This window comes from Planctobacterium sp. R6 (assembly GCF_055755215.1).
Window position 1 is genome coordinate 15,199 of record NZ_JBVTQY010000015.1, and the last position, 19,176, is coordinate 34,374.

Annotated in this window: 15 protein-coding genes; 11 read left to right on the top strand and 4 right to left on the bottom strand. The window is 47.9% G+C overall.

All coding sequences use genetic code 11. The features are described from left to right. Positions 1-8: 8 nt before the first annotated feature. The gene (locus tag AC0J20_RS11390) at positions 9-3,539 is read right to left on the bottom strand and encodes a PAS domain S-box protein (protein WP_473021738.1); all 3,531 of its coding nucleotides are present in this window, start codon (positions 3,537-3,539) and stop codon (positions 9-11) included. 142 nt (positions 3,540-3,681) lie between these two features. Between AC0J20_RS11390 and lpxL the strand changes: the two genes are divergently transcribed. Both lpxL and AC0J20_RS11400 read left to right on the top strand, forming a co-directional pair. Beyond that, positions 3,682-4,608, top strand: coding sequence for an LpxL/LpxP family Kdo(2)-lipid IV(A) lauroyl/palmitoleoyl acyltransferase (lpxL, locus tag AC0J20_RS11395; protein ID WP_229529101.1), 927 nt, complete (start codon positions 3,682-3,684; stop codon positions 4,606-4,608). 137 nt (positions 4,609-4,745) lie between these two features. After that, a complete protein-coding gene (locus AC0J20_RS11400; protein ID WP_229529100.1) occupies positions 4,746-5,363 on the top strand; it encodes a toxin co-regulated pilus biosynthesis Q family protein in 618 nt (205 codons plus the stop codon). A gap of 93 nt (positions 5,364-5,456) precedes the next feature. Here the strand turns inward: AC0J20_RS11400 and glnE are convergent, their stop codons facing one another. Then, on the bottom strand, positions 5,457-8,357 hold the full coding sequence (gene glnE / locus AC0J20_RS11405; protein ID WP_473021739.1) for a bifunctional [glutamate--ammonia ligase]-adenylyl-L-tyrosine phosphorylase/[glutamate--ammonia-ligase] adenylyltransferase: 2,901 nt from the start codon (positions 8,355-8,357) through the stop codon (positions 5,457-5,459). Between the two features lie 82 nt (positions 8,358-8,439). On the opposite strand from glnE, the gene AC0J20_RS11410 reads away from it, so the two are divergent. The 3 genes from AC0J20_RS11410 (at position 8,440) to hldE (ending at position 11,572) form a co-directional block, all read left to right on the top strand. Then, on the top strand, positions 8,440-9,345 hold the full coding sequence (locus AC0J20_RS11410) for a DUF350 domain-containing protein (protein WP_229529098.1): 906 nt from the start codon (positions 8,440-8,442) through the stop codon (positions 9,343-9,345). 384 nt (positions 9,346-9,729) lie between these two features. After that, a complete protein-coding gene (locus AC0J20_RS11415; protein WP_229529097.1) occupies positions 9,730-10,080 on the top strand; it encodes a helix-turn-helix domain-containing protein in 351 nt (116 codons plus the stop codon). Positions 10,081-10,153: 73 nt separating this feature from the next. Next, positions 10,154-11,572: a bifunctional D-glycero-beta-D-manno-heptose-7-phosphate kinase/D-glycero-beta-D-manno-heptose 1-phosphate adenylyltransferase HldE gene (hldE, locus tag AC0J20_RS11420; protein ID WP_473021740.1), complete on the top strand. Its 1,419-nt coding sequence runs from the start codon at positions 10,154-10,156 to the stop codon at positions 11,570-11,572. On the opposite strand, the gene AC0J20_RS11425 is transcribed toward hldE, so the two are convergent. Then, positions 11,559-12,521, bottom strand: coding sequence for an NAD-dependent epimerase/dehydratase family protein (locus AC0J20_RS11425; protein WP_473021741.1), 963 nt, complete (start codon positions 12,519-12,521; stop codon positions 11,559-11,561). The two genes, hldE and AC0J20_RS11425, sit on opposite strands and share 14 nt — an antisense overlap. Positions 12,522-12,656: 135 nt before the next feature. On the opposite strand from AC0J20_RS11425, the gene AC0J20_RS11430 reads away from it, so the two are divergent. Next, positions 12,657-13,385 (top strand): glutathione peroxidase, encoded by a 729-nt coding sequence (locus AC0J20_RS11430; RefSeq protein ID WP_229529093.1) that lies wholly within the window; start codon positions 12,657-12,659, stop codon positions 13,383-13,385. 166 nt (positions 13,386-13,551) lie between these two features. Continuing rightward, on the top strand, positions 13,552-14,259 hold the full coding sequence (locus AC0J20_RS11435) for a hypothetical protein (protein WP_473021742.1): 708 nt from the start codon (positions 13,552-13,554) through the stop codon (positions 14,257-14,259). A 29-nt stretch (positions 14,260-14,288) separates the two neighbouring features. Here AC0J20_RS11435 and AC0J20_RS11440 read toward each other — a convergent pair whose 3' ends face one another. Continuing rightward, positions 14,289-15,200: a LysR family transcriptional regulator gene (locus AC0J20_RS11440; RefSeq protein WP_473021743.1), complete on the bottom strand. Its 912-nt coding sequence runs from the start codon at positions 15,198-15,200 to the stop codon at positions 14,289-14,291. A 151-nt stretch (positions 15,201-15,351) separates the two neighbouring features. Here AC0J20_RS11440 and AC0J20_RS11445 point away from each other — a divergent pair, with 151 nt between their 5' ends. The 4 genes from AC0J20_RS11445 to AC0J20_RS11460 are packed head-to-tail and all read left to right on the top strand — an operon-like array spanning position 15,352 to position 19,174. Further along, positions 15,352-16,572 carry an acyl-CoA dehydrogenase family protein gene (locus AC0J20_RS11445; RefSeq protein ID WP_229529090.1) on the top strand — a complete coding sequence of 407 codons (1,221 nt, stop codon included), beginning with the start codon at positions 15,352-15,354 and terminating at the stop codon, positions 16,570-16,572. A 9-nt stretch (positions 16,573-16,581) separates the two neighbouring features. Then, positions 16,582-17,394, top strand: coding sequence for an SDR family oxidoreductase (locus AC0J20_RS11450; protein WP_229529089.1), 813 nt, complete (start codon positions 16,582-16,584; stop codon positions 17,392-17,394). 14 nt (positions 17,395-17,408) lie between these two features. Beyond that, positions 17,409-18,482, top strand: a complete 1,074-nt coding sequence (locus AC0J20_RS11455; RefSeq protein ID WP_473021789.1) for a phosphotransferase family protein — start codon at positions 17,409-17,411, stop codon at positions 18,480-18,482. Continuing rightward, on the top strand, positions 18,482-19,174 hold the full coding sequence (locus AC0J20_RS11460; protein WP_473021744.1) for a histidine phosphatase family protein: 693 nt from the start codon (positions 18,482-18,484) through the stop codon (positions 19,172-19,174). Before AC0J20_RS11455 ends, AC0J20_RS11460 begins: the two co-directional genes overlap by 1 nt. Positions 19,175-19,176 lie beyond the last annotated feature (2 nt).

The window sequence follows — 19,176 nt, forward strand, 5'->3', positions numbered from 1 at the left end:
GGCGCTAATCAAGCGGAAGGCCTGATCCATTTCGCCAGCTCTTCCTTAAGTGCTTCATTCGATATGGGTTTAGTGAGATAACTGTTCATGCCGGCGTCGTAACATTTTTCAGCATCGCCTTTCATGGCATGGGCAGTCAGGGCAATAATTGGAATATTGGCATCGTAATTCGGTGAACTGGAGATGCGAATGGCGCGGCTGGTTTCGTAACCGTCCATGACCGGCATCTGGCAATCCATCAAGATGACGTCGTAGGGCTCAATGGCCGTATTCAGGGTTTGCAGCGCTTCTTCGCCATTTTCGGCGACATCCACCATAAAGCCCATGGTTTTTAGCATTTCAACGGCAACCTGCTGATTAATATAATTATCTTCTACCAACAAAATACGCAATTCGCCGGAGTTTGTCTGCTCGGCTTCGGTGTTGATATTGTCTACCCGGTTGTCGTCTTCCGGCATCTGATCAAACAAAATTGACAGTGATTGCCGCAGCGTCTGACGTTTTACCGGTTTGTGGAATTGATGAACGATATTCAGTTCCTGTAATTCCTCGGCGCCCAGACCCTCTCCGACAGGGGTAATAATGACCATCTTAGGTTGCGGCAATTGCTTATCACTTCGGATGGCTCTCGCCAATTGGTTGCCCTGCATGCCGGGCAGTTTATTATCTATATACAGCGCGTCGACGGGCTGGTCTTTACCGGCCTGTTCCCGCAATACTTTCATCGCCATAGGGGCATTGGCTGCCTTTAACAACTGTAACTCAGTACCCGTCGCGATGGTTTCAAACCAGTCCTGGGCGGATTGATTGTCATCGACCAGCAGCACGCGCTTACCTTGTAAATCTGGTGTCAGCAAGGCTTCCGGCACTTCTTCTAATGCTTCGCCATAGCGGATGTTAAACCAAAAAGTTGAGCCATCGCCAATCTCACTGGTCACACCAATGGTGCCGCCCATCAGTTCTGCCAGTTGCTTTGATATTGCCAGCCCTAAGCCTGTACCCCCAAATTTTCGGGTGGTTGAAGCGTCTACCTGAACAAATTTATTGAACAGATTATTGACCTTACTATCGGGGATGCCGATGCCGGAATCAATAACTTCGAAATGCAACTTGTTTAACCCGGTTTCTGTCACTTTTAAGGTAATTTCCCCCTTTTCTGTGAATTTCAGGGCATTGCTGCACAAGTTGTTGATGATCTGCCTGATGCGGCTGGGGTCTGAGCGAATGTATTGCGGTACACTGCTGTTAACCACACAAATGAATTCCAGTCCTTTTTCCTCTGCTCTTAAGGCAAAGGTGTCGGCCAGCTCACTGATGAGTTTGAACAGATCAAAAGGAATTTCCTCCAGTTCCAGCTTACCGGCTTCAATCTTGGAGAAATCTAAAATGTCATTGATGAGGTGCAGTAGCGATTGTCCGGAAGACTGGGCCAGTGACACATAGTGGCGTTGTTTTTCATCCAACCGGGTTTTTAGCAGCAGATCGTTCATGCCCAAAATGCCGTTGATAGGGGTGCGAATTTCATGACTCATATTGGCCAGGAAGTCACTTTTGGTACGGCTGGCTTCTTTGGCCTTTTCTTCGGCCCGTTTTAGCTGAGTGATGTCCTGAAACGCCCCTCTAAGCAGCAAGGGTTCACCATTAACGTATTCAACAAAGCCAACGGCTCTGACCCAAATGCGGCGGTTTCTGGCAGTGATAAAGGGCAGTTGCAGATCCCAGGATTTGCCGTCGGCAATGGCATCTTCTATGGCTCTTTGGATAATGGGGCGCGCTTCCGGTGCATAAAAATAAATGGCTTCACCCAGATCGATCTTTTCGCCAACCGGAATTTCATGGATGCGATAAACTTCTTTGGACCAATAAATATCATTGGTCTGAAGGTTTAGTTCCCAGCCACCCAGTTTTGCCATGGTACCTGTGGTTTCCATCAGGTCCTGATTGCGCTGTTTTTCTGCTTCCATTTTTTTCAGCTGAGAAATGTCACGGGCCACCGCTAAATAGCCTTCGATATTTTCACTGTCGTCATGGATTGGGGTAATGGACAATAGCGCCGGGAAGGCCCTTTCTGACTTTGTCAGTAGTTGCCATTCCAGCTCTTCGTTATTGCCTTGTTTGGCATTTGCCAGGAAGTTCTCCAGATCCGGCTGCAACAATGAATCGATGGAGCGCCCCAGCTTCTGTGCGCTAAACATCAACTCATGAGGATCGAAAAAATCGGTCAGGTTCATCTGACCAATTGCTTCTTCTTCTGTGTATTCCAGCAGTTCTTCTGCATAGCGGTTAAAGGTTTTTATCTTAAATTCTTTATCCGTGGCAATCAGCATCAGGTTGGCGCTATCCAGCACCGCTTTTTGCAACCGGTTCAGATTGGTAATTTTGATTTCAGCTTCTTTTTGCTCTGTAATGTCGGTTTCCAGCGCCATAAATCCGGTGAGCTTGCCTTCCCGGTATAGCGGCTGGCAATTGATACGCAACCAATAAGGGTTGCCCTCTTTGTGATAATTTATCAATTCTTCGTTGAAGCCATGGCCGTTTTTAACCGCTTCACTCATGCGCCTGATCACTTCCGGATCGGTTTTATCGCCTTGCAGGAACACACCGGGGTGTTTGCCTATCACCTCTTCAAAACTGTAACCTGAAATCTTTTCAAAACTGCGGTTAACCCAGGTGATATTTTGGTGAGCATCGGTGAGTATGACTGCGTTATCGGTTTCCTGGGCCAACTTTGCCAACATGGCATTTTCTTCGGTACTCTCAATCAGGCGCTTTTGCGCGGTGTATCTGTCCGTCAGGTCGTAGTTCACCCCGATGACGTGCAGGGGGGTATTCTTTTCATCGTAGGTGACAAGGCCATAAGCTTTTAGGTAGCGTTCGTCGCCATTCGGGGTGGCAATGCGAAAGCTGGTATCGAACTTTGTTTGTTGTTCGATACAGTAGTTAAACATGGCTTCGGTGGGGGCAACATCATCCGGGTGTAGCCTGGAAATCCAGTCATCATAGCTGCCTTTAAAGTCACGCTCAGATACCCCGTACAGCTGATGCATTTGCTCATCCCACTGCAAGGTACCTGTCTCAAAGTCCAGCTCCCAAATACCGATACCGGCGGCCTCTGTTGCCACCATAAACTTTTTATTGAGCTCCAGCAGGTTTTGTTCTGCAGATTTGAGTTTGGCAGATTCATTCAGGGTAACGACAAAATGTCCGGTGTGGCTGACTTCACTGACCCCGATGTTGGCAAAAAACACTTCACCATCTTCACGAAATGCGGTCAGGCTGGTGCTTTCGTATATACGTTCAGCTGAATAATTCTGAATAAAGTCCTGGTAGAAAGGGTCGCCGGGTTGTAAAAAACTGCCAGGAACCAGATCGCTGAAATTGAGTGATAGCAGTGTTTCATTATCATAACCAAACAGCCGCTCACAGGCCTGATTTGCGTAAACAATGTCGCCCTCAGAGGTGAGTTCCATAATACCGGCTGCAGCCAGTTCGACCATGGCTTTAAAAGCACTGTCGCCTCTGGATGTTGAGTTGCTCAATCTGATTATCTCTTGAATGATCCTTCGAAGTACCAGCTACTTTATTATCTTATCGCGCAAGGCGCAAACTCTGCTATAAAATCGCATTTGTAACAGAACTCAAGTAAGATCCCCCGACATTGACGTTGTAGAGAGAGTTATCTTGAAGGTTATCGACGCCCCCAAGTTTGAATGGCGCTTTTTATTGCCCAAATATTGGCCAATCTGGTTTGGTTTTTCTTTATTGTTTTTACTGACCTGCTTACCTTATCCCCTGGTGCGGAAGATCGGGGCTGGTCTTGGCAGACTGCTGGCCCTGTTCGGTAAAAAGCGAGTGGCGATAGCCAGGCGCAATATTGACTTGTGTTTTCCTGACTGGGATGCATCCCGCAAGGCGCAGTTGTTAAAAGACAACTTGTCTGCTTCAGGCATGGCTGTGCTGGAAACCGTAATGGGCTGGTGGTGGCCAGACTGGCGAGTAAAGCAGTTGCTCAGTATCGAAGGCTTTGAACATGTTGAAGCCATACAGCAACAGGGGAAGGGCGTGTTTGCTATGGCGATTCACTGTCTTAGTCTGGAGTTTGCCTGCCGGGGACTGGGCTTTTACCAGCCAAGCATCGCTTTTTATCGCAAGCACAACAACGATTTGATGGAATATTTGCAATACCACGGCCGGGCCAGATCGAACAAATACATGATTCACAAACGCGATGTTAAAGGGATGTTTGAAGCCCTGAGCAGTGGTGAATTGAGCTTGTATTTGCCGGATCAGGATTATGGGCGCAATAAAAGTGTGTTCGTACCGTTTTTTGCCGTTCCTGAAACCGCTACCACATTGGGCTCAATGCTGTTCATGAACAACAGTGATTGTGGCTCGGTGTTTGTGCAGTCAATTTCTTCACCGGCCGGTTATAAAATAAAAATTTGGCCAGGGCTGGATAATTTCCCCAGTGGTGACGATGCCCATGATGTTGCCAGAATCAATAAACGGGTTGAGGAAATGGTGCTGCTGGCGCCAGAACAGTATTTGTGGATGCACAAGCGTTTTAAAACACGCCCCGATCCGGATGCGCCGTCGTTGTACCTGTAACAGCTGCAACGACAATTTATTACTATAAAAGCCACGGATTTGCAGTAAAGTTATCAATTAGGATAACGATAAATGGATAGAATTCTGATATATTCTGTCAAAATGGTTAGGGGGTGCTTTCCTTCGGGTTTTAATGTATGGCAAAGAAAAAGAACTTTTCACCGGCAATGTTTTGGGCCAAACAGTTTGGCTTTGCAATTATTTTGATCATCGGTGCGGCTTTGCTGATTAGTAATCAAAACGAAAAGGCCGAGCAAAAGAAAAACGCTGAGCAGAAAAACATCAACTCCAGTTTGAGTGATTTTTATGCTCAACACCGCATGTCTCAGAGTAAGCCTTATGAAGAAGACAAGGGCGATTTTGTCGTGGATCTGAACAAAGGTTCTGAATCGTTGCAAACCCGGTTAAACAAGATGGCAGCACAACAAAGTGCGCCTATTGAAGGCCGCTGGGTTGGTGAGCACAAATACCGTACTTTTTCTGCCGGTTCAACTCTGCGCGAGTCAATTACTAATTATGCCCAGAGCGAAGGTATGCAGGTGATCTGGGAGCTGGATCAGGATTTTATCGTAAAAAGTCAGTTCCAAATGGAAGATACCCTGGTGGGTTCTTTGTATAAAATCGCGCAGGCAGTTGACAGCAATTTTAATGGCCAGGTAACCGCCTACGTTTGTCCGAAACAGCGCTCTTTGGTGATCACCGACGAAAATACCGACTTTCTCCGGGAAAACTGCACAGTCGCCAGGCCCAGTTAACCTCAGTCCCGGTAAACATCGGCCCCGCAGGGGCGGCTGGTCCCGGGCACTATGAATGTCCTGATGTCTAAAACGCCTGGCATCGTAGCAGTGTTACTGGCCCTGTTCTGATTTGGCTTCAGCCGCTAACGCATCAGCAAACACTTGCCGCCAAATTTGTATCACCGCCGTCCGGTGAGATTCCAGTTCACCTTTTATCATCAGGTTTTCATCGCCATCCAGGGCCTTTTGATGGGACAGGTTACGAAATGCCAGGTAGGCATCAATCAGTTGCTGACACCACTGCTCATTTATCAACTGATATTGTTTTAACGCCTCAATGATGCGGACATTATCTGACCAGGTGACAACTTCCGGTACCCGTTGGCCATGCAACAGGGACCAGTACTGAGTCAAAAATTCGATATCAGCGATTGTGCCTGCAGCTTGTTTGAGGTCGATTTTGTTGTCGGTACTTTTATCCAGGTGGTTACGCATTTTCTGGCGCATAGCCACGACATCGGACTGCAGTGTATTGCTGTCTCTGTGACTGCACAGCACCTGTTGCCGTATTTCGTTAAACCTGTGTCTGAGTGCGTCACTGCCGGCAATCGCGCGACTGCGCACCAATGCCTGATGTTCCCAGGTCCAGGCTTCTTCTTGTTGGTAGCTTAAAAAGCTCTCGATTTGAGCGACCAGTAATCCGGAATTACCGGAAGGCCGCAATCGTAAATCCACTTCATACAACTCGCCGGAACCGGTTTTGGTGTTGAATAAGTGCATAATACGTTGCGCCAGTTTGGCGTAGAATTGTCGGGAATCAATGGCTTTCGGGCCACTGGTATCTGCTGCACTGGTGCAGCCATGTAAGAACACTAAATCCAGATCTGAACTATAGCCCAGCTCTATGCCCCCCAGTTTGCCGTAGCCCACCACTAAAAACTGTTTGTCTTCATCATCTGCACCCACCGGATAGCCATATTTTTCTGTCATTTGATGCCAGGCAGAATTAATCACTTCGGCAATAATGGTTTCTGCCAGGCAGGTCAGGTGATCACTGACTTTCATGACGGGCAATGTGTCCTGAATATCGGCGGCCGCAATGCGCAACTGATGGCTGAGTTTAAACTGGCGCAATGCTTCCATTTGCTGTTCCAGATCTTCTTCCGGAATGCGCAGCAGCGATTGTCGGAGCAGGTCCGGATAGTGGGCCAGAGGCGTGGGGTTATACAACGCCTGAGGGTTAAGTAACTCATCCAGCAACAATGGGAATCGGGCCAGTTGTTCCGACACCCATTCACTTTTTGAACACAGCCGTATCAGCTGCATCATAGCGCCTTCGTTTTCCAGTAATAATTCCAGATAGGCGGTGCGCTTGAGAATGGCACTGATAACCTGAAAAACCCGTTCAATTAGCACGGCATTGTCGGCATCTGACTTGGTATAGAAACTCAGACAGGCATTGAGTATCCGCGGCACCAGTTTGTCCAGTGACTCACGGCCCCGGGCACCAATCGGTTTTTTCGCAAACTCCTTTTTGTAAGACTGCAATTGCTGATACATTTTGTGAGCATCACTAATATCGGTGACTTCTTCCAGGAGTTGCAGGGCCTCGTCTTCACTTAAATCCAGGTGCCAGAAATCATTTAATGGCGTATCAATCTCACTTTCTTCTTCCGGACTATCGCCGATTAACTCATCAAACTGGGCGCTGACCATTGCAAAGGTGTGTTCCAGCTCGGTCATAAAACCCTGCTTATCTTTGTGGCCCATCACCTGAATCAGCCGTAAAAAGTCTGTTTCGCATTCCGGAAGCTCCTGGGTTTGTTCGTCATTAAACTGCTGCAGGCAATGTTCTGCTTTGCGTAAAAACAGGTAAGCCTGGCGTAGCTCATTGACATCCTCGGCGCTTAAAATTTGTTGGGTTTCGAAGGTGTTTAGCAGCGTCAGTAAGCGCTTTTGCTGCAACAGTGGATCCCGGCCACCGCGAGTCAGCTGGATGCATTGCACAATAAACTCTATTTCACGAATGCCGCCACTACCCAGTTTAATATTGTTGGTTAGATTGCGCCGCCGGACTTCCTGACGGATCAGTTGTTTCATTTTGCGCAATGATTCCAGAACGCTGTAATCGATATATCGTCGATAAACGAATGGCCGCAGTATGCTTTGTAATTCGTCGCTAAAGTCGCTGGCCGGATTGAGAATTCGGCCTTTAACCATGGCATAGCGTTCCCATTCCCGCCCTTGCTGTTGATAGTAATCTTCCAGCGCGGCAAAACTGGCCACCAAGGGGCCACTTTCACCAAAGGGTCTGAGTCTCATGTCCACCCTAAACACCTGACCGTCGACGGTTGTTTGATTTAATGCCGCAATCAGTTTCTGGGCCAGCCGGATAAAAAACTGTTGGTATTCCATGGATTTGTTGCGGTATTGCAACTCGCCATTGCAGGGATAGGCGAAAATCAAATCAATATCCGAGGAAAAATTAAGTTCTTCACCGCCCAGTTTACCCATTCCAATGATTAACATTGGCAATGCCTGACCGGCTTCCTGTGGCGTGGCGTATTTACTGCAAAAGTGCTGGTATAGCCAGTCGTATGCGCCAACTATCAGCGCATCTGCCAGTGCCGATACCTGAGCTAAGGAATCCTCTATGATTTGCTCATTGAGTAGATCGTTAATCGCAATGCTGACCATTTGCTGATTGCGAAAATCTCTGAGTATTTTATGAAACCTCGCTTCATCGCTTGCATTATCCAGTTGCTCTCGCAATCGCTGTTTTACTGAACCTGGTGATTGTGGCGATAAGCAAGCCTCGATCCAGTCAGGGTGAGATTGCAATTGCTCTGCAACATAATCACTTAAGGCAAACGCCCGCTGCAATCTGTCACTGTTTTCTGGTGTCAGTGTCTGCAACCAGGAATCACCATTGCGCTCGATAAATCCTTGCCAGTGCAACTGCGCGACCTTGGTCAGCTCAGCGGGAAGTGAATTGCTTGTTTGAAGTGTCATAAGGGATTCAGATAAATCTTTGATTTAATGCAGCTTAATGTACTATAACTTTACTTTAAACCCCCATTTTCACTGAACATTTATGTCTGCATTGGTAAATCTGATCCCTGTTTCCCCTGATTTGTGGATTTATTTGGTGACGGATATGGTTATTGCCATCTCCCTGTTAACGATGTTGCGTTGGATTTCTGGCCGTTTACTGGAAGATGGCAAGGACAATCGCGGGCGTGCGAATCACGACAATTATGCCTACGGCATCAGTGTGGCGGGCAGAATGATGGCCCTGGCAGTGGTACTTGCCGGCGCGGTAGAAACGTCCAGCAAAGGTGATATTGAAAACTCCATCGTCACTATGTTGGTGTATGGTGCTATTGGTATTTTACTGATCAAAATTGGCCGTTATGCACACGATAAAATCGTGTTACACCGACTGGATAAAGAGTTTCATATTCAGGATCGCAATACCTCTATTGCCTTGGTGGATGCGTCCAGCTCTATCGCAACGGCGATCATTATTAAAAGTGTGCTGGTGTGGGTGAGTGGCTTTGATATTCAGGCCTTTATCGCCATCTTTTCGGGCTTTTTGGTATCGCAGACGATTTTGCTGACGATGACCCGAATTTACGAACGTCGATTTCGGGAGAACAATCGCAGTGGCTCGCTGCAATCTTCCTTAACCAAAGGGCAAATGGCGCTGGCAATCCAGCACAGCGGACACCTGCTGGGTACGGCCCTGGCCGTAACAGCCGCCAGCAATTTGCTGGAATACAAACCACTTGGATACGTCAGTAACCTGACTGGTTGGCTGATTATTGGTCTGGCTCTGACGTTTGTACTGACCGCGCTGGTGACGATAGCCAGGTGGTTTATTTTGTCTAATGTGAATCTGGTGCAGGAAATTGACCAGCAACACAATGTCGGTGTTGCCAGTATTGAACTGGCTCTGAGTGTTGGCATCGCCCTGATTCTTTCCGGTTTAATCAGTTAGGCGCAGCTGGTGCCCTTTATGCGCAGTCGGCGCCCCGACAATGATTCCAAGCAGATAATAGTGGTTGAATTAAACCAGGTGTTGAAAAAAGCCTGTCAATCAGCAAACTCATCTAAGGCGTCTTAAGGCTGGTTGTGATAACTCGTCATCAATTCAGGGCAAACCAAATTAAATAGCTTTTGGCTCCGGGTAGAGCTGGCTATGTTCGGATGTTGCTTAAAAAACGTTCGCCATCCCGCCGGGGCATGGCGCCGAAGGGAATTGAAATTCATTAACGCCGGGTAAATATTATAACCTTGTCGGCATTGTCTTTAAATTGTCACGATAATTTCATATTCGCTTGCCACACTTTTTTCAGGAGTAAAATTCCAACGGTAATCTGGAATGTCTGTGGAAAATTTAGTGGCCCGGGGCTCATCCCGCCCCAGGGAAAATATCAAAACGGAACAATTTTTTCGCTGTCTGGCGGATAATTTACGGGTCCGCATTCTGTTGTTGCTCATTCACGAAGGAGAAAAAAGCACAGAAGCCATCGCTGCTGAGCTGGATTCAACGGATAGTATTGTGCGACGTCATATGGCGTTGCTCAGTAAAAACCAACTGGTCACTTTTCAGCAACGTGGCTTATCCCTGTGCTACAACCTGAATATGGATATCCCGGTGTGGAAACAAAAGGTGTTAAAACATACATACAAGGGCAATAAAGCGTTGTTGGATGAAGTACAGCAAGACTAACTGGATTTTTGCTGACGGCCATAATCCTGATACACTTAGCATCTTTATTTTTCGATTACATTGAATTTGTCTGATGCAAGTACCTGATTTTACTCTTTCTTCTGTTTTAATTGTGGGCGATTTGATGCTGGACAGGTACTGGGTTGGGCCAACCAGCCGGATTTCGCCTGAAGCGCCTGTGCCTGTTGTTAAAATTGATGCCATCGAAGATCGCCCCGGTGGTGCTGCGAACGTAGCATTAAACATTGCGGCTTTAGGCGCAAAGACAGCGCTCTGCGGATTGTGCGGCAATGACGAAGCCCAGCAAATCCTGAAAAATGCCTTGCAATCAGTGCAGGTGGAATGCCAGTTTCATAGCGTTCCCGACAAAGATACTATCACTAAATTACGGGTGTTAAGCCGCAACCAGCAACTGATCAGACTGGATTTTGAAAAAAGTTTTCACAGTGTTGATAAAGCGCCCATGCACGAGCAGGTGGTGGCGCGACTGTCTGCCTGTAGTGCTGTAGTGTTATCCGATTATGCAAAAGGTTGTTTAAGTGATCCTCAGACCCTGATAACCGCCGCCCGCGCTGCCAATAAACCCATTATAGTGGACCCCAAAGGCAGTGACTTTAACAAGTACCGCGGTGCAACGGTACTGACCCCAAATATGGCTGAGTTTCAGGCTGTGGTAGGCGCTTGTGAATCTGAACAGCAATTGATTGACAAGGGCCTGCAATTGCTTGATGACCTGGATCTGCAAGCCTTACTGGTCACGCGCTCTGAACACGGTATGACCCTGATAGAAAAAGGGCGTAAGGAATTTCATTTACCTGCCAAAGCACGAGAAGTGTATGACGTAACGGGGGCCGGAGATACTGTGGTTGCCACTATGGCAGCAGCGATTGGCACCGGGGCCAGTTTGCGTGATGCCTGCATCTTAGCCAATGCCGCAGCGGGTGTGGTAGTGGCTAAATTAGGTACCTCTACCGTCAATATTGAAGAGCTAAAACAGGCGGTCAGTAAAGATGAGCAGGTTGGTACCGGCGTGATGTCTCAGGCTCAGCTGCAAATTGCTGTTCAGGAAGCCAAAAGCCGTGGCGAGCGTCTGGTGATGACCAATGGGTGTTTTGATATATTGCATGCCGGTCACGTGTCCTATCTGGAAGCTGCTGCCAGACTCGGCGATCGTCTTATTGTGGCAGTAAACAGCGATGCGTCAGTCAGGCAACTGAAAGGCCAGGGGCGTCCGGTAAATAACCTGGAGCGCCGCATGGCAGTACTTGCCGGACTTGCATCAACCGACTGGATAGTGGATTTTCACGAAGACACCCCGGAAAGACTGATCAGTGAAATTTTGCCGGATATTCTGGTAAAAGGCGGTGATTATAAACCGGAAGATATTGCCGGTGGCAGGCAGGTTATCGCCAATGGCGGAGAAGTCAAAGTACTCAACTTTGAAGATGGCGTATCCACAACGAACATTATTAATCGCATCAAGGATCACTAAACAGCTTTGTTAACCCGGCCTGCAATTGCGTGCGGGCCTGTAATCCCATGTGGGTTAATATCGGCGTCGCGTCAGCCACCCAACATTGTGGTTCGCTGCTTCGCTGGTTAATGATGGATATTGGCTGCTTTTTGATGTCACTGAGCAACTTCAATACCCCTGAAACGGAGGTGCCTTTACCGGTACCTAAATTAAATATTTGCCAGGGGGCGTAGCTACTGCTCAGGTTATCAGTTTGCTCCTGCCAGTTTGCCTGTGGCCTGGCATTGTGTTCCATCGCTCTGACGAGAATTTTCGCCGCATCTGCAACGTGAGTGTAATCCAGAATATGATTTTCAAACTCGCTGACATTAATCGCTGCAGCTTTTGTCAGCGCGATACTCAGCCGGCTAATCAGATTGAGTTCGCTGGCGCCTTTTCCATAGAGTTCAAACATTCTTAATACCGTAATGGGGAGCTGCTTTTGTGCGCAATAGCCATGCAACAATGATTCTATTGCTTTGACAATCGCCGAAGAAACACTGTGTGGATGGCCGGTAGCGGTATTGTGAGCTTCGATAGGCAACGCCGAGGCTTTATAAATACAATAGTGTGAGCCAAACACCAGATGCGCAGGGCGAATAGTATCCACCAGACTCAGTACTTTCAGTGTCAGGTGCAGGATAAATTCCTGGTGTGCCAGTTCGGCATTAAATTCCGGAAGAAAATACACTTTGTTGATGTGTACTAGCTTGTTTTCTACTTCCTCAGATAAATTGCCCAGATTGCCGACATAAGTAAAATGGCGGGCATTCACATTGCTTTCCAACTGGGTCAGACGACTGGTGCGGGTCTCACTTTGTTCCCAGGGAAACAGCGAGAGTCCGGTAACAGAATCCCCTGATGCCAACAACTGACGTGTTAATTCTGCACCTAAAAATTCATCACATCCAATGATCAATGTGGCCATATCACTTCCTTTAATCGCAAATTGCGATTGTTATGATTAATTCTAATCACTGGAATAAATAACTACAGTGACTATTATTGTTCTCAGTTGAGGCGCAAACGCGCAACGTTTATTTGTAAATCTAAGGAGTATTTTATGTTAGAGAATAAAGAAGGTCAGAAAGTCCCACAAGTTACTTTTAAATTGCGCCAGAACGAAGAGTGGGTTGAGCGCTGTAGCAATGATATTTTCAAAGGGAAAACAGTTGTACTTTTCTCCCTGCCAGGTGCGTTTACACCCACCTGTTCGTCTACTCACCTGCCGCGCTTCAATGAGTTAGCAGATACGTTCAAGGCAAACGGTGTGGATGAAATCGTCTGTGTTTCGGTAAACGATACCTTTGTAATGAACGCCTGGGCGAAAGATCAGGAATCTGGCAATGTTACCCTGATTCCGGACGGCAATGGTGAATTCACTGATGGCATGGGAATGCTGGTGGATAAAGCTGACCTGGGCTTTGGCAAACGCAGCTGGCGTTACTCTATGTTGGTGAAGGATGGCACGGTAGAAAAAATGTTTATCGAGCCAAATGTTCCGGGCGACCCGTTTGAAGTGTCAGATGCCGATACCATGCTTAACTATATTAACCCGGAAGCGGCTGTGTCGTTACCTGTGTCTGTTATCACTAAACCAGGTTGCCCTTATTGCGCCAAAGCTAAGGCCTTGTTAACAGAAAAAGGCTTTAACTATGAGGAAATTGTACTGGGCCAAAACGCGTCATTAACCTCGTTAAAGGCAATTTCTGGCAGAGAAACGGTACCTCAGGTGTTTATTGATGGTAAGCACATTGGTGGCAGTGATGATTTAGCGGCATACTTCAGCTAATTCACACTGTACTGCGTTTTGCAGCAGGCACTCACTTTGTGCCTGCTGCACTTTATTTCACTGTTAGTAAATTACCCTGCAACTGTCTTCAACGGTGTTTTGGTTCAATTCTTGCCTTATTGCTATGTACAACCCCTGCCATTAATTTGCGATAACAGGAATTACCATGGAAATAAATTTATTGAGCAATCGCTATCAACAGCCTGATGCAACGACAAAAAGTGCCAGCCAGGGCAGTGCGTTTGCGGAACTATTTAACGCGAACTTGATAACCCAATCAGCCCACAAAGAAGCCGCGCACGAGCCCTCAGGCAGTGTGCTCATGGATACTAACAAAGGCCAGCAAGATATCGATCTTGCAGGTTATTTTTCCTCTGAGCAAACCCACACGGGTAGCAGTTTGCATGATGTTCCGTTGCTACTGCCGACGCAGCACAACGTCGATACCCTGGCTCAGTATTCAGAACAAGCGTTTAAACAACTGCTTGAGGAATACAATATTCCTTCTCCTCCGGCGACGGTGGAGTTTGATGCGCAGGGCCAGTTGTTGCTGCCTTCCGACTACCCCTATGCCGGACAGCTAAAACAGGCCTTTGCGGAAAAGCCCCAGGTCCAGGAGGCACTCAGAACAACGGCAGCATTGGCCAGCCACTACGCCGGTCTGATGGAGGCAATGGCTTATCAGACCGAGATGCTGGCAGCAAAGAACAAAGCCGAAGAAGCCAGAATTACCGATAAATACAGCTATTTATTTGATGATAACCGCGCTAAAACGCAAATCGTTTTGTCATTTAGTTCCGCGGGCGATATGTTGATTGCAGGACGAAACATGGCCGGTGAGCAAGGGCAAAGCGGCCAAAATTGGCCCTTTTAGGCGGCTTTGTGCCGCTTATCCTGAAGTCATTAGCCATAGGATTCGCTCAATTGCATGATTTTGGCCTTTAGCCAGTTAATGGCACTATCATTCGCTGAATTCTCATGCCAGTAAAGATGAATCTCTATGGGGGGGACGTCAAAAGGCAATGGCAAAATTTGCAGGTCATCATCCAGTAATGATCGACCAATCAATTCAGGGACTGTCAGTAAAAAGTCCTGATCTTTGAGAATGGCCTTGGCGGTGTGGTAACTTTGACAGCGTATTGCTACTTTGCGATTAATGCTTTGCTGTTGCAAGGTAATATCTTCGATTACCCGTCCGGTGGGACGATTAGAGACGGTTAAATGCCTAGCGCAAACATAGTTTTGTCTGGTGAGCGTTTCTTTTGTTTTTGTGGTCTTTTTCTTCAGAACCACAAAGCGATCAGCAGCAAGGCGACAGTGGTTTACCGGGCTTTGCATGGGCATCGCAACGTCTATGGCCAGATCCGCCTGGCCACTGCCCAGTTGACGTTGCATTTGTTGTCTCTCTAATTTAATGCAGGCCAATCCCAAATTCGACGAGGTATCCGTCAAAGCCTGAAACAGGGGCGGGATGTACAACGGTTCCAGCGCATCATGTACCGCGATTGTAAATTGTTGTTCGGCATTCAGAGGATCAAAATCACTAAATTGTTGCAATGATTTACGCAAGCTGTTCAGGTTTTCAAGGATCTGCGGTGCAATTCTGAGACACGCGGAGGTGGGCGCCATTTTATTGCTTTGCCGTTCAAACAAGGGGTCCTGCAACGCATCCCGCAATCGTTTTACCGCGTGGCTTACCGCTGATGGTGTCAGATACAGTGATTCCGCAGTGCGCGACATGTTGCGTTCGTAATACAGCGACTCAAATACCCTGAGCAGGTTCAAATCCAGTTTTTGTAGCTTTTTGTCTGTCATCAGTAAGCGGTAAAGTCAGAGTCCTGTATGTAGTATAGTTGTTGTGAATTTGATTCATAGTTGCAATGTAAAAATATTCACTTCATTCAATTTTAAGTCACGCATACACTGTGCCTAATCTTTCCTTAACTGTTTTATCGGGAACGTCACTATGAACTTTGAACACAGCGCTATTTGTCAGCAGTATCGCGCAAAAGTCCGGGACTTTATGCAGCAACATGTATTTCCGGTTGAAGCGCAAATAATGCGTGAAAACCATGAAAAAAATGGCCATGGTGACTGGACTCGCTGGCAGGTGCCGGCGCAAATTAAGGCGCTCAAAGCCGAAGCTAAAGCCGCTGGACTGTGGAATTTGTTTTTACCCGATGCCGAATTAGGACAGGGGTTAAGCTGTGTTGACTATGCCCCGTTGGCAGAAGAAATGGGCAAATGTTTGTTTGGCGCAGAAATTTTTAACTGTAATGCGCCGGATACCGGCAACATGGAAGTGCTGTATCACTTTGGCAGTGACGAGCAAAAAGCGCAATGGCTGACGCCGTTACTGGCCGGTGAGATTCGTTCCGTATTTGGTATGACTGAGCCAGATGTGGCTTCTTCTGATGCCACCAATATGCAGGCCCGCATTACGCTGGAAGGTGACGAGGTGGTTATCAATGGGCGCAAATGGTGGACGACAGGGCTGGGTCATCCGGATGCCAAAATTGCCATAGTCATGGGATTGACCGATGCCACGGCAGAAAAGCACAGTCAACACAGTATGGTACTGGTACCACTGGATACACCTGGAGTGAAAATCGAACGCATGCTGACGGCGTGTGGTGATTATGATGCTCCCTATGGACATGGAGAGATGTCTTTAACCAATGTCAGGGTACCCAAATCCCATATTATTATGGGGCTGGGGAAAGGCTTTGCCATTGCGCAGGGGCGCCTGGGGCCGGGCCGAATTCACCATTGTATGCGAGCCATTGGCGCGGCAGAGCGGGCACTTCAGCTTATGATTCAACGGGGAGCCAGCCGCGAAGCCTTTGGTAAACCATTGCTCCGGTTAGGTGGTAATCTGGAGCGTGTGGCACAGGCCAGAATGTTGATAGACCAGGCGCGGTTGTTAACGCTTAATGCAGCCTGGAAAATTGATAATCTGGGCGTAAAAAATGCCATGACAGAAATTTCGGCCATAAAAGTAGTGGTTCCAAATATGTTGCAAACCGTGGTAGACATGGCGATTCAGATGCATGGTGGCATGGGCGTGTCCGGGGATACGCCATTGTATGGTTTCTCCGTTATGGCACGTAGTTTACGCCTGGCCGATGGACCGGATGAAGTTCATATGGGCATGGTTTCCAGATTGGAACTGGCAAAATACAAATAGGAGTTTCAGATGCAAAAGCGCGTATTAGTAACCGGGGCTGCCTCGGGATTAGGCAGAGCGATAGCACTGCGCTGGGCAGCGTCAGGAGCAGACATTTGCGTTGCCGATATTCATCAGGAGCGAGGTGAAGCGGTTGTTGCTGAGCTGGAAAAGCTCGGTGCAAAGGCGTTTTTTCAGCGTTGTGATATCACCTCACAAGCGGATATCGAGGCCACCAAAGATGCCATAACAGACCAGTTTGGTGGTCTGGATTTGGTGGTTAATAATGCCGGTGTCGCCACGGCCGGGGCGTTAGCTGAAGAAAGCATTGAACAATGGCAGTGGGTTATGGATATCAATGTTTTTGGTGCGGTTCGCATGTTACAAAGCGTTGTGCCGCTGTTGCAGGAAAGTCGAGGTTATATTCTGAATGTGGCGTCTCAGGCAGGCGTTACCACTGTGCCATTACTGGGATCTTACGCTGCCAGTAAAGCCGCCATGGTGAGTTTTTCTGAAACCATGCGTTTAGAGCTGGCAGACGAGCATATAGGGGTCAGTGTCTTGTGTCCTGGCTTTTTCAAAACCAATCTGGATGAATCTGTGCGCAGTGGCAATCCAGCCATGAAAGCGGTGGTGACCAAGTTGCTGGAGCGCTCTGACATCACCGCTGACGATGTCGCCGACGCTGCTTTCAGGGCCGTGCAAAAGCAGCAATTTATGATACTTACCCATCCGGAAGGACGAAAAGCCAGTTTACTGAAACGCCTGTTTCCGGGCTACTACCTGAAAATGATGACCAAAGGTACCCAAAAGTTTCGTCGCAGTGTGAGGAAAACCTCGTGACTCAGGAGCAAAAAATGGCCTCAGGTACGTTGTTAGATAAAGCCAATCAGGTGCGTCCCGGAGAAGAATTAGATATCGCCAGGGTCGATGCCTGGTTGCAAGTCCATGTGGATGGATTGCAGGGCACCCCTGCAGTAACTCAATACTCAGGAGGCGCTTCCAACTGGACCTATTGCCTTGCTTATGCAAACCGGGAAATCATCCTGCGCAGAGCGCCGGCCGGCACAAAAGCAAAAGGAGCCCATGATATGGGCCGGGAATATCGGCTGCAAAAAGCCCTTAAGCCGGTTTATGACTTCGTACCAGAAATGCTGGGCTATTGTGAAGATGAGTCGGTCATTGGCACCGACTTTTATGTCATGGAAAAACTCACCGGCATTATTCCTCGTAAAAATTTGCCACGTGCTTTGTCTCTTGATAGCACCACCACCCATACCCTGTGCAAAAACGTACTGGATTGCATGATCCAGTTACACAAAGTCGATTACAAGGCTGCGGATCTGGCACATTTGGGCAAAGGGGCAGGGTATATACAGCGCCAAATAGAAGGCTGGTGCCACCGCTACCAAAAAGCCAAAACCTGGAATGTGCCATCGGGTAAATTCGTGATGAACTGGCTGCAAAACAATATGCCGGCCAGCGAACAGATATGTATTACCCACAATGATTTTCGGTTTGATAATGTGGTGCTGGACGAACACGATCCCACCCGCATTCTGGGCGTGCTGGATTGGGAATTGGCCACGCTGGGCGACCCGCTGATGGACCTGGGCAACACCCTGGCTTACTGGGTGCAGGAAGATGATGACTTTCTGGCACAACAAACCCGCAGACAACCTACGCATTTACGCGGCATGTTAAGTCGTGATGAGGTGGTGGCTTATTATTGTCAGCAAATGGATATCGACATAGATGACTTTACCTTTTACGAAGTCTATGGCTTGTTCCGTCTGGCAGGTATTGTGCAGCAAATTTACTATCGCTATCACCACAAGCAAACCCGGAACCCGGCCTACAAGCAATTTTGGGTATTTGTGCATTATTTGCTGTGGCGCTGCAAAAAAGCCATCAAACGGCAGAAACGCTGATGGCCAGTATTTATCTTGTTCGGCATGGGCAAGCCAGTTTCGGCGCAGAAGATTATGATGCCTTGTCAGAATTGGGAATGGCACAAGCCCGACAACTGGGGAAAGTGTTGTTTGAACGCATTGGTACACCGGATATTGTGCTGAGTGGAACCATGCTGCGGCACCAGCAAACGCGAGATTTGGCGCTGGCTTCGGGCCACATTCAGTCCGCCTCTGAGACGCAATCTCTATGGAATGAATATGACCATCAGGCGGTACTGGCGGCATTTGAGCCACGACTGAAAACAGCAGCGGGAACCCGCGAATTATTAGCCCAATCTGACAATCCGAAAACCCAGTTTGCCGGTTTATTCGCGCAGGCGATGGCGCGTTGGCAAAGTGGGCAATATCAAGATTATCCCGAGTCGTGGCAGGCCTTTAAGTCCAGGGTTAAAACTGCATCAACTTCGCTGCTGGCGACGCTGAAACAACACCAGGTGGCTGTCGTTTTTACCTCCGGCGGTCCCATTTCTATCATCGCGCAGCAGTTGTTGGGGCTATCTGATGATAAGATATTGTCTTTAAACTGGACGTTGACCAATTGCGGCCTGAGCAAAATTGTGAAAACGCCTAACCGGGTTATTCTGGCGACACTGAATGAGCACAGTCATTTTGAAAAGTCCGATCTGCGCCATATGATTACCTATAAATAATA

What these genes read in the sequence shown, in the direction of transcription:
- AC0J20_RS11415 (WP_229529097.1), top strand. Translation starts at nt 9,730, where the DNA reads ATGTCTGTGGAAAATTTAGTGGCCCGGGGCTCATCCCGCCCCAGGGAA.
- AC0J20_RS11440 (WP_473021743.1), bottom strand. Translation starts at nt 15,200, where the DNA reads ATGACAGACAAAAAGCTACAAAAACTGGATTTGAACCTGCTCAGGGTA.
- AC0J20_RS11425 (WP_473021741.1), bottom strand. Translation starts at nt 12,521, where the DNA reads ATGGCCACATTGATCATTGGATGTGATGAATTTTTAGGTGCAGAATTA.
- AC0J20_RS11445 (WP_229529090.1), top strand. Translation starts at nt 15,352, where the DNA reads ATGAACTTTGAACACAGCGCTATTTGTCAGCAGTATCGCGCAAAAGTC.
- AC0J20_RS11435 (WP_473021742.1), top strand. Translation starts at nt 13,552, where the DNA reads ATGGAAATAAATTTATTGAGCAATCGCTATCAACAGCCTGATGCAACG.
- AC0J20_RS11400 (WP_229529100.1), top strand. Translation starts at nt 4,746, where the DNA reads ATGGCAAAGAAAAAGAACTTTTCACCGGCAATGTTTTGGGCCAAACAG.
- glnE (WP_473021739.1), bottom strand. Translation starts at nt 8,357, where the DNA reads ATGACACTTCAAACAAGCAATTCACTTCCCGCTGAGCTGACCAAGGTC.
- AC0J20_RS11430 (WP_229529093.1), top strand. Translation starts at nt 12,657, where the DNA reads ATGTTAGAGAATAAAGAAGGTCAGAAAGTCCCACAAGTTACTTTTAAA.
- AC0J20_RS11450 (WP_229529089.1), top strand. Translation starts at nt 16,582, where the DNA reads ATGCAAAAGCGCGTATTAGTAACCGGGGCTGCCTCGGGATTAGGCAGA.
- hldE (WP_473021740.1), top strand. Translation starts at nt 10,154, where the DNA reads ATGCAAGTACCTGATTTTACTCTTTCTTCTGTTTTAATTGTGGGCGAT.
- AC0J20_RS11455 (WP_473021789.1), top strand. Translation starts at nt 17,409, where the DNA reads ATGGCCTCAGGTACGTTGTTAGATAAAGCCAATCAGGTGCGTCCCGGA.
- AC0J20_RS11460 (WP_473021744.1), top strand. Translation starts at nt 18,482, where the DNA reads ATGGCCAGTATTTATCTTGTTCGGCATGGGCAAGCCAGTTTCGGCGCA.
- AC0J20_RS11410 (WP_229529098.1), top strand. Translation starts at nt 8,440, where the DNA reads ATGTCTGCATTGGTAAATCTGATCCCTGTTTCCCCTGATTTGTGGATT.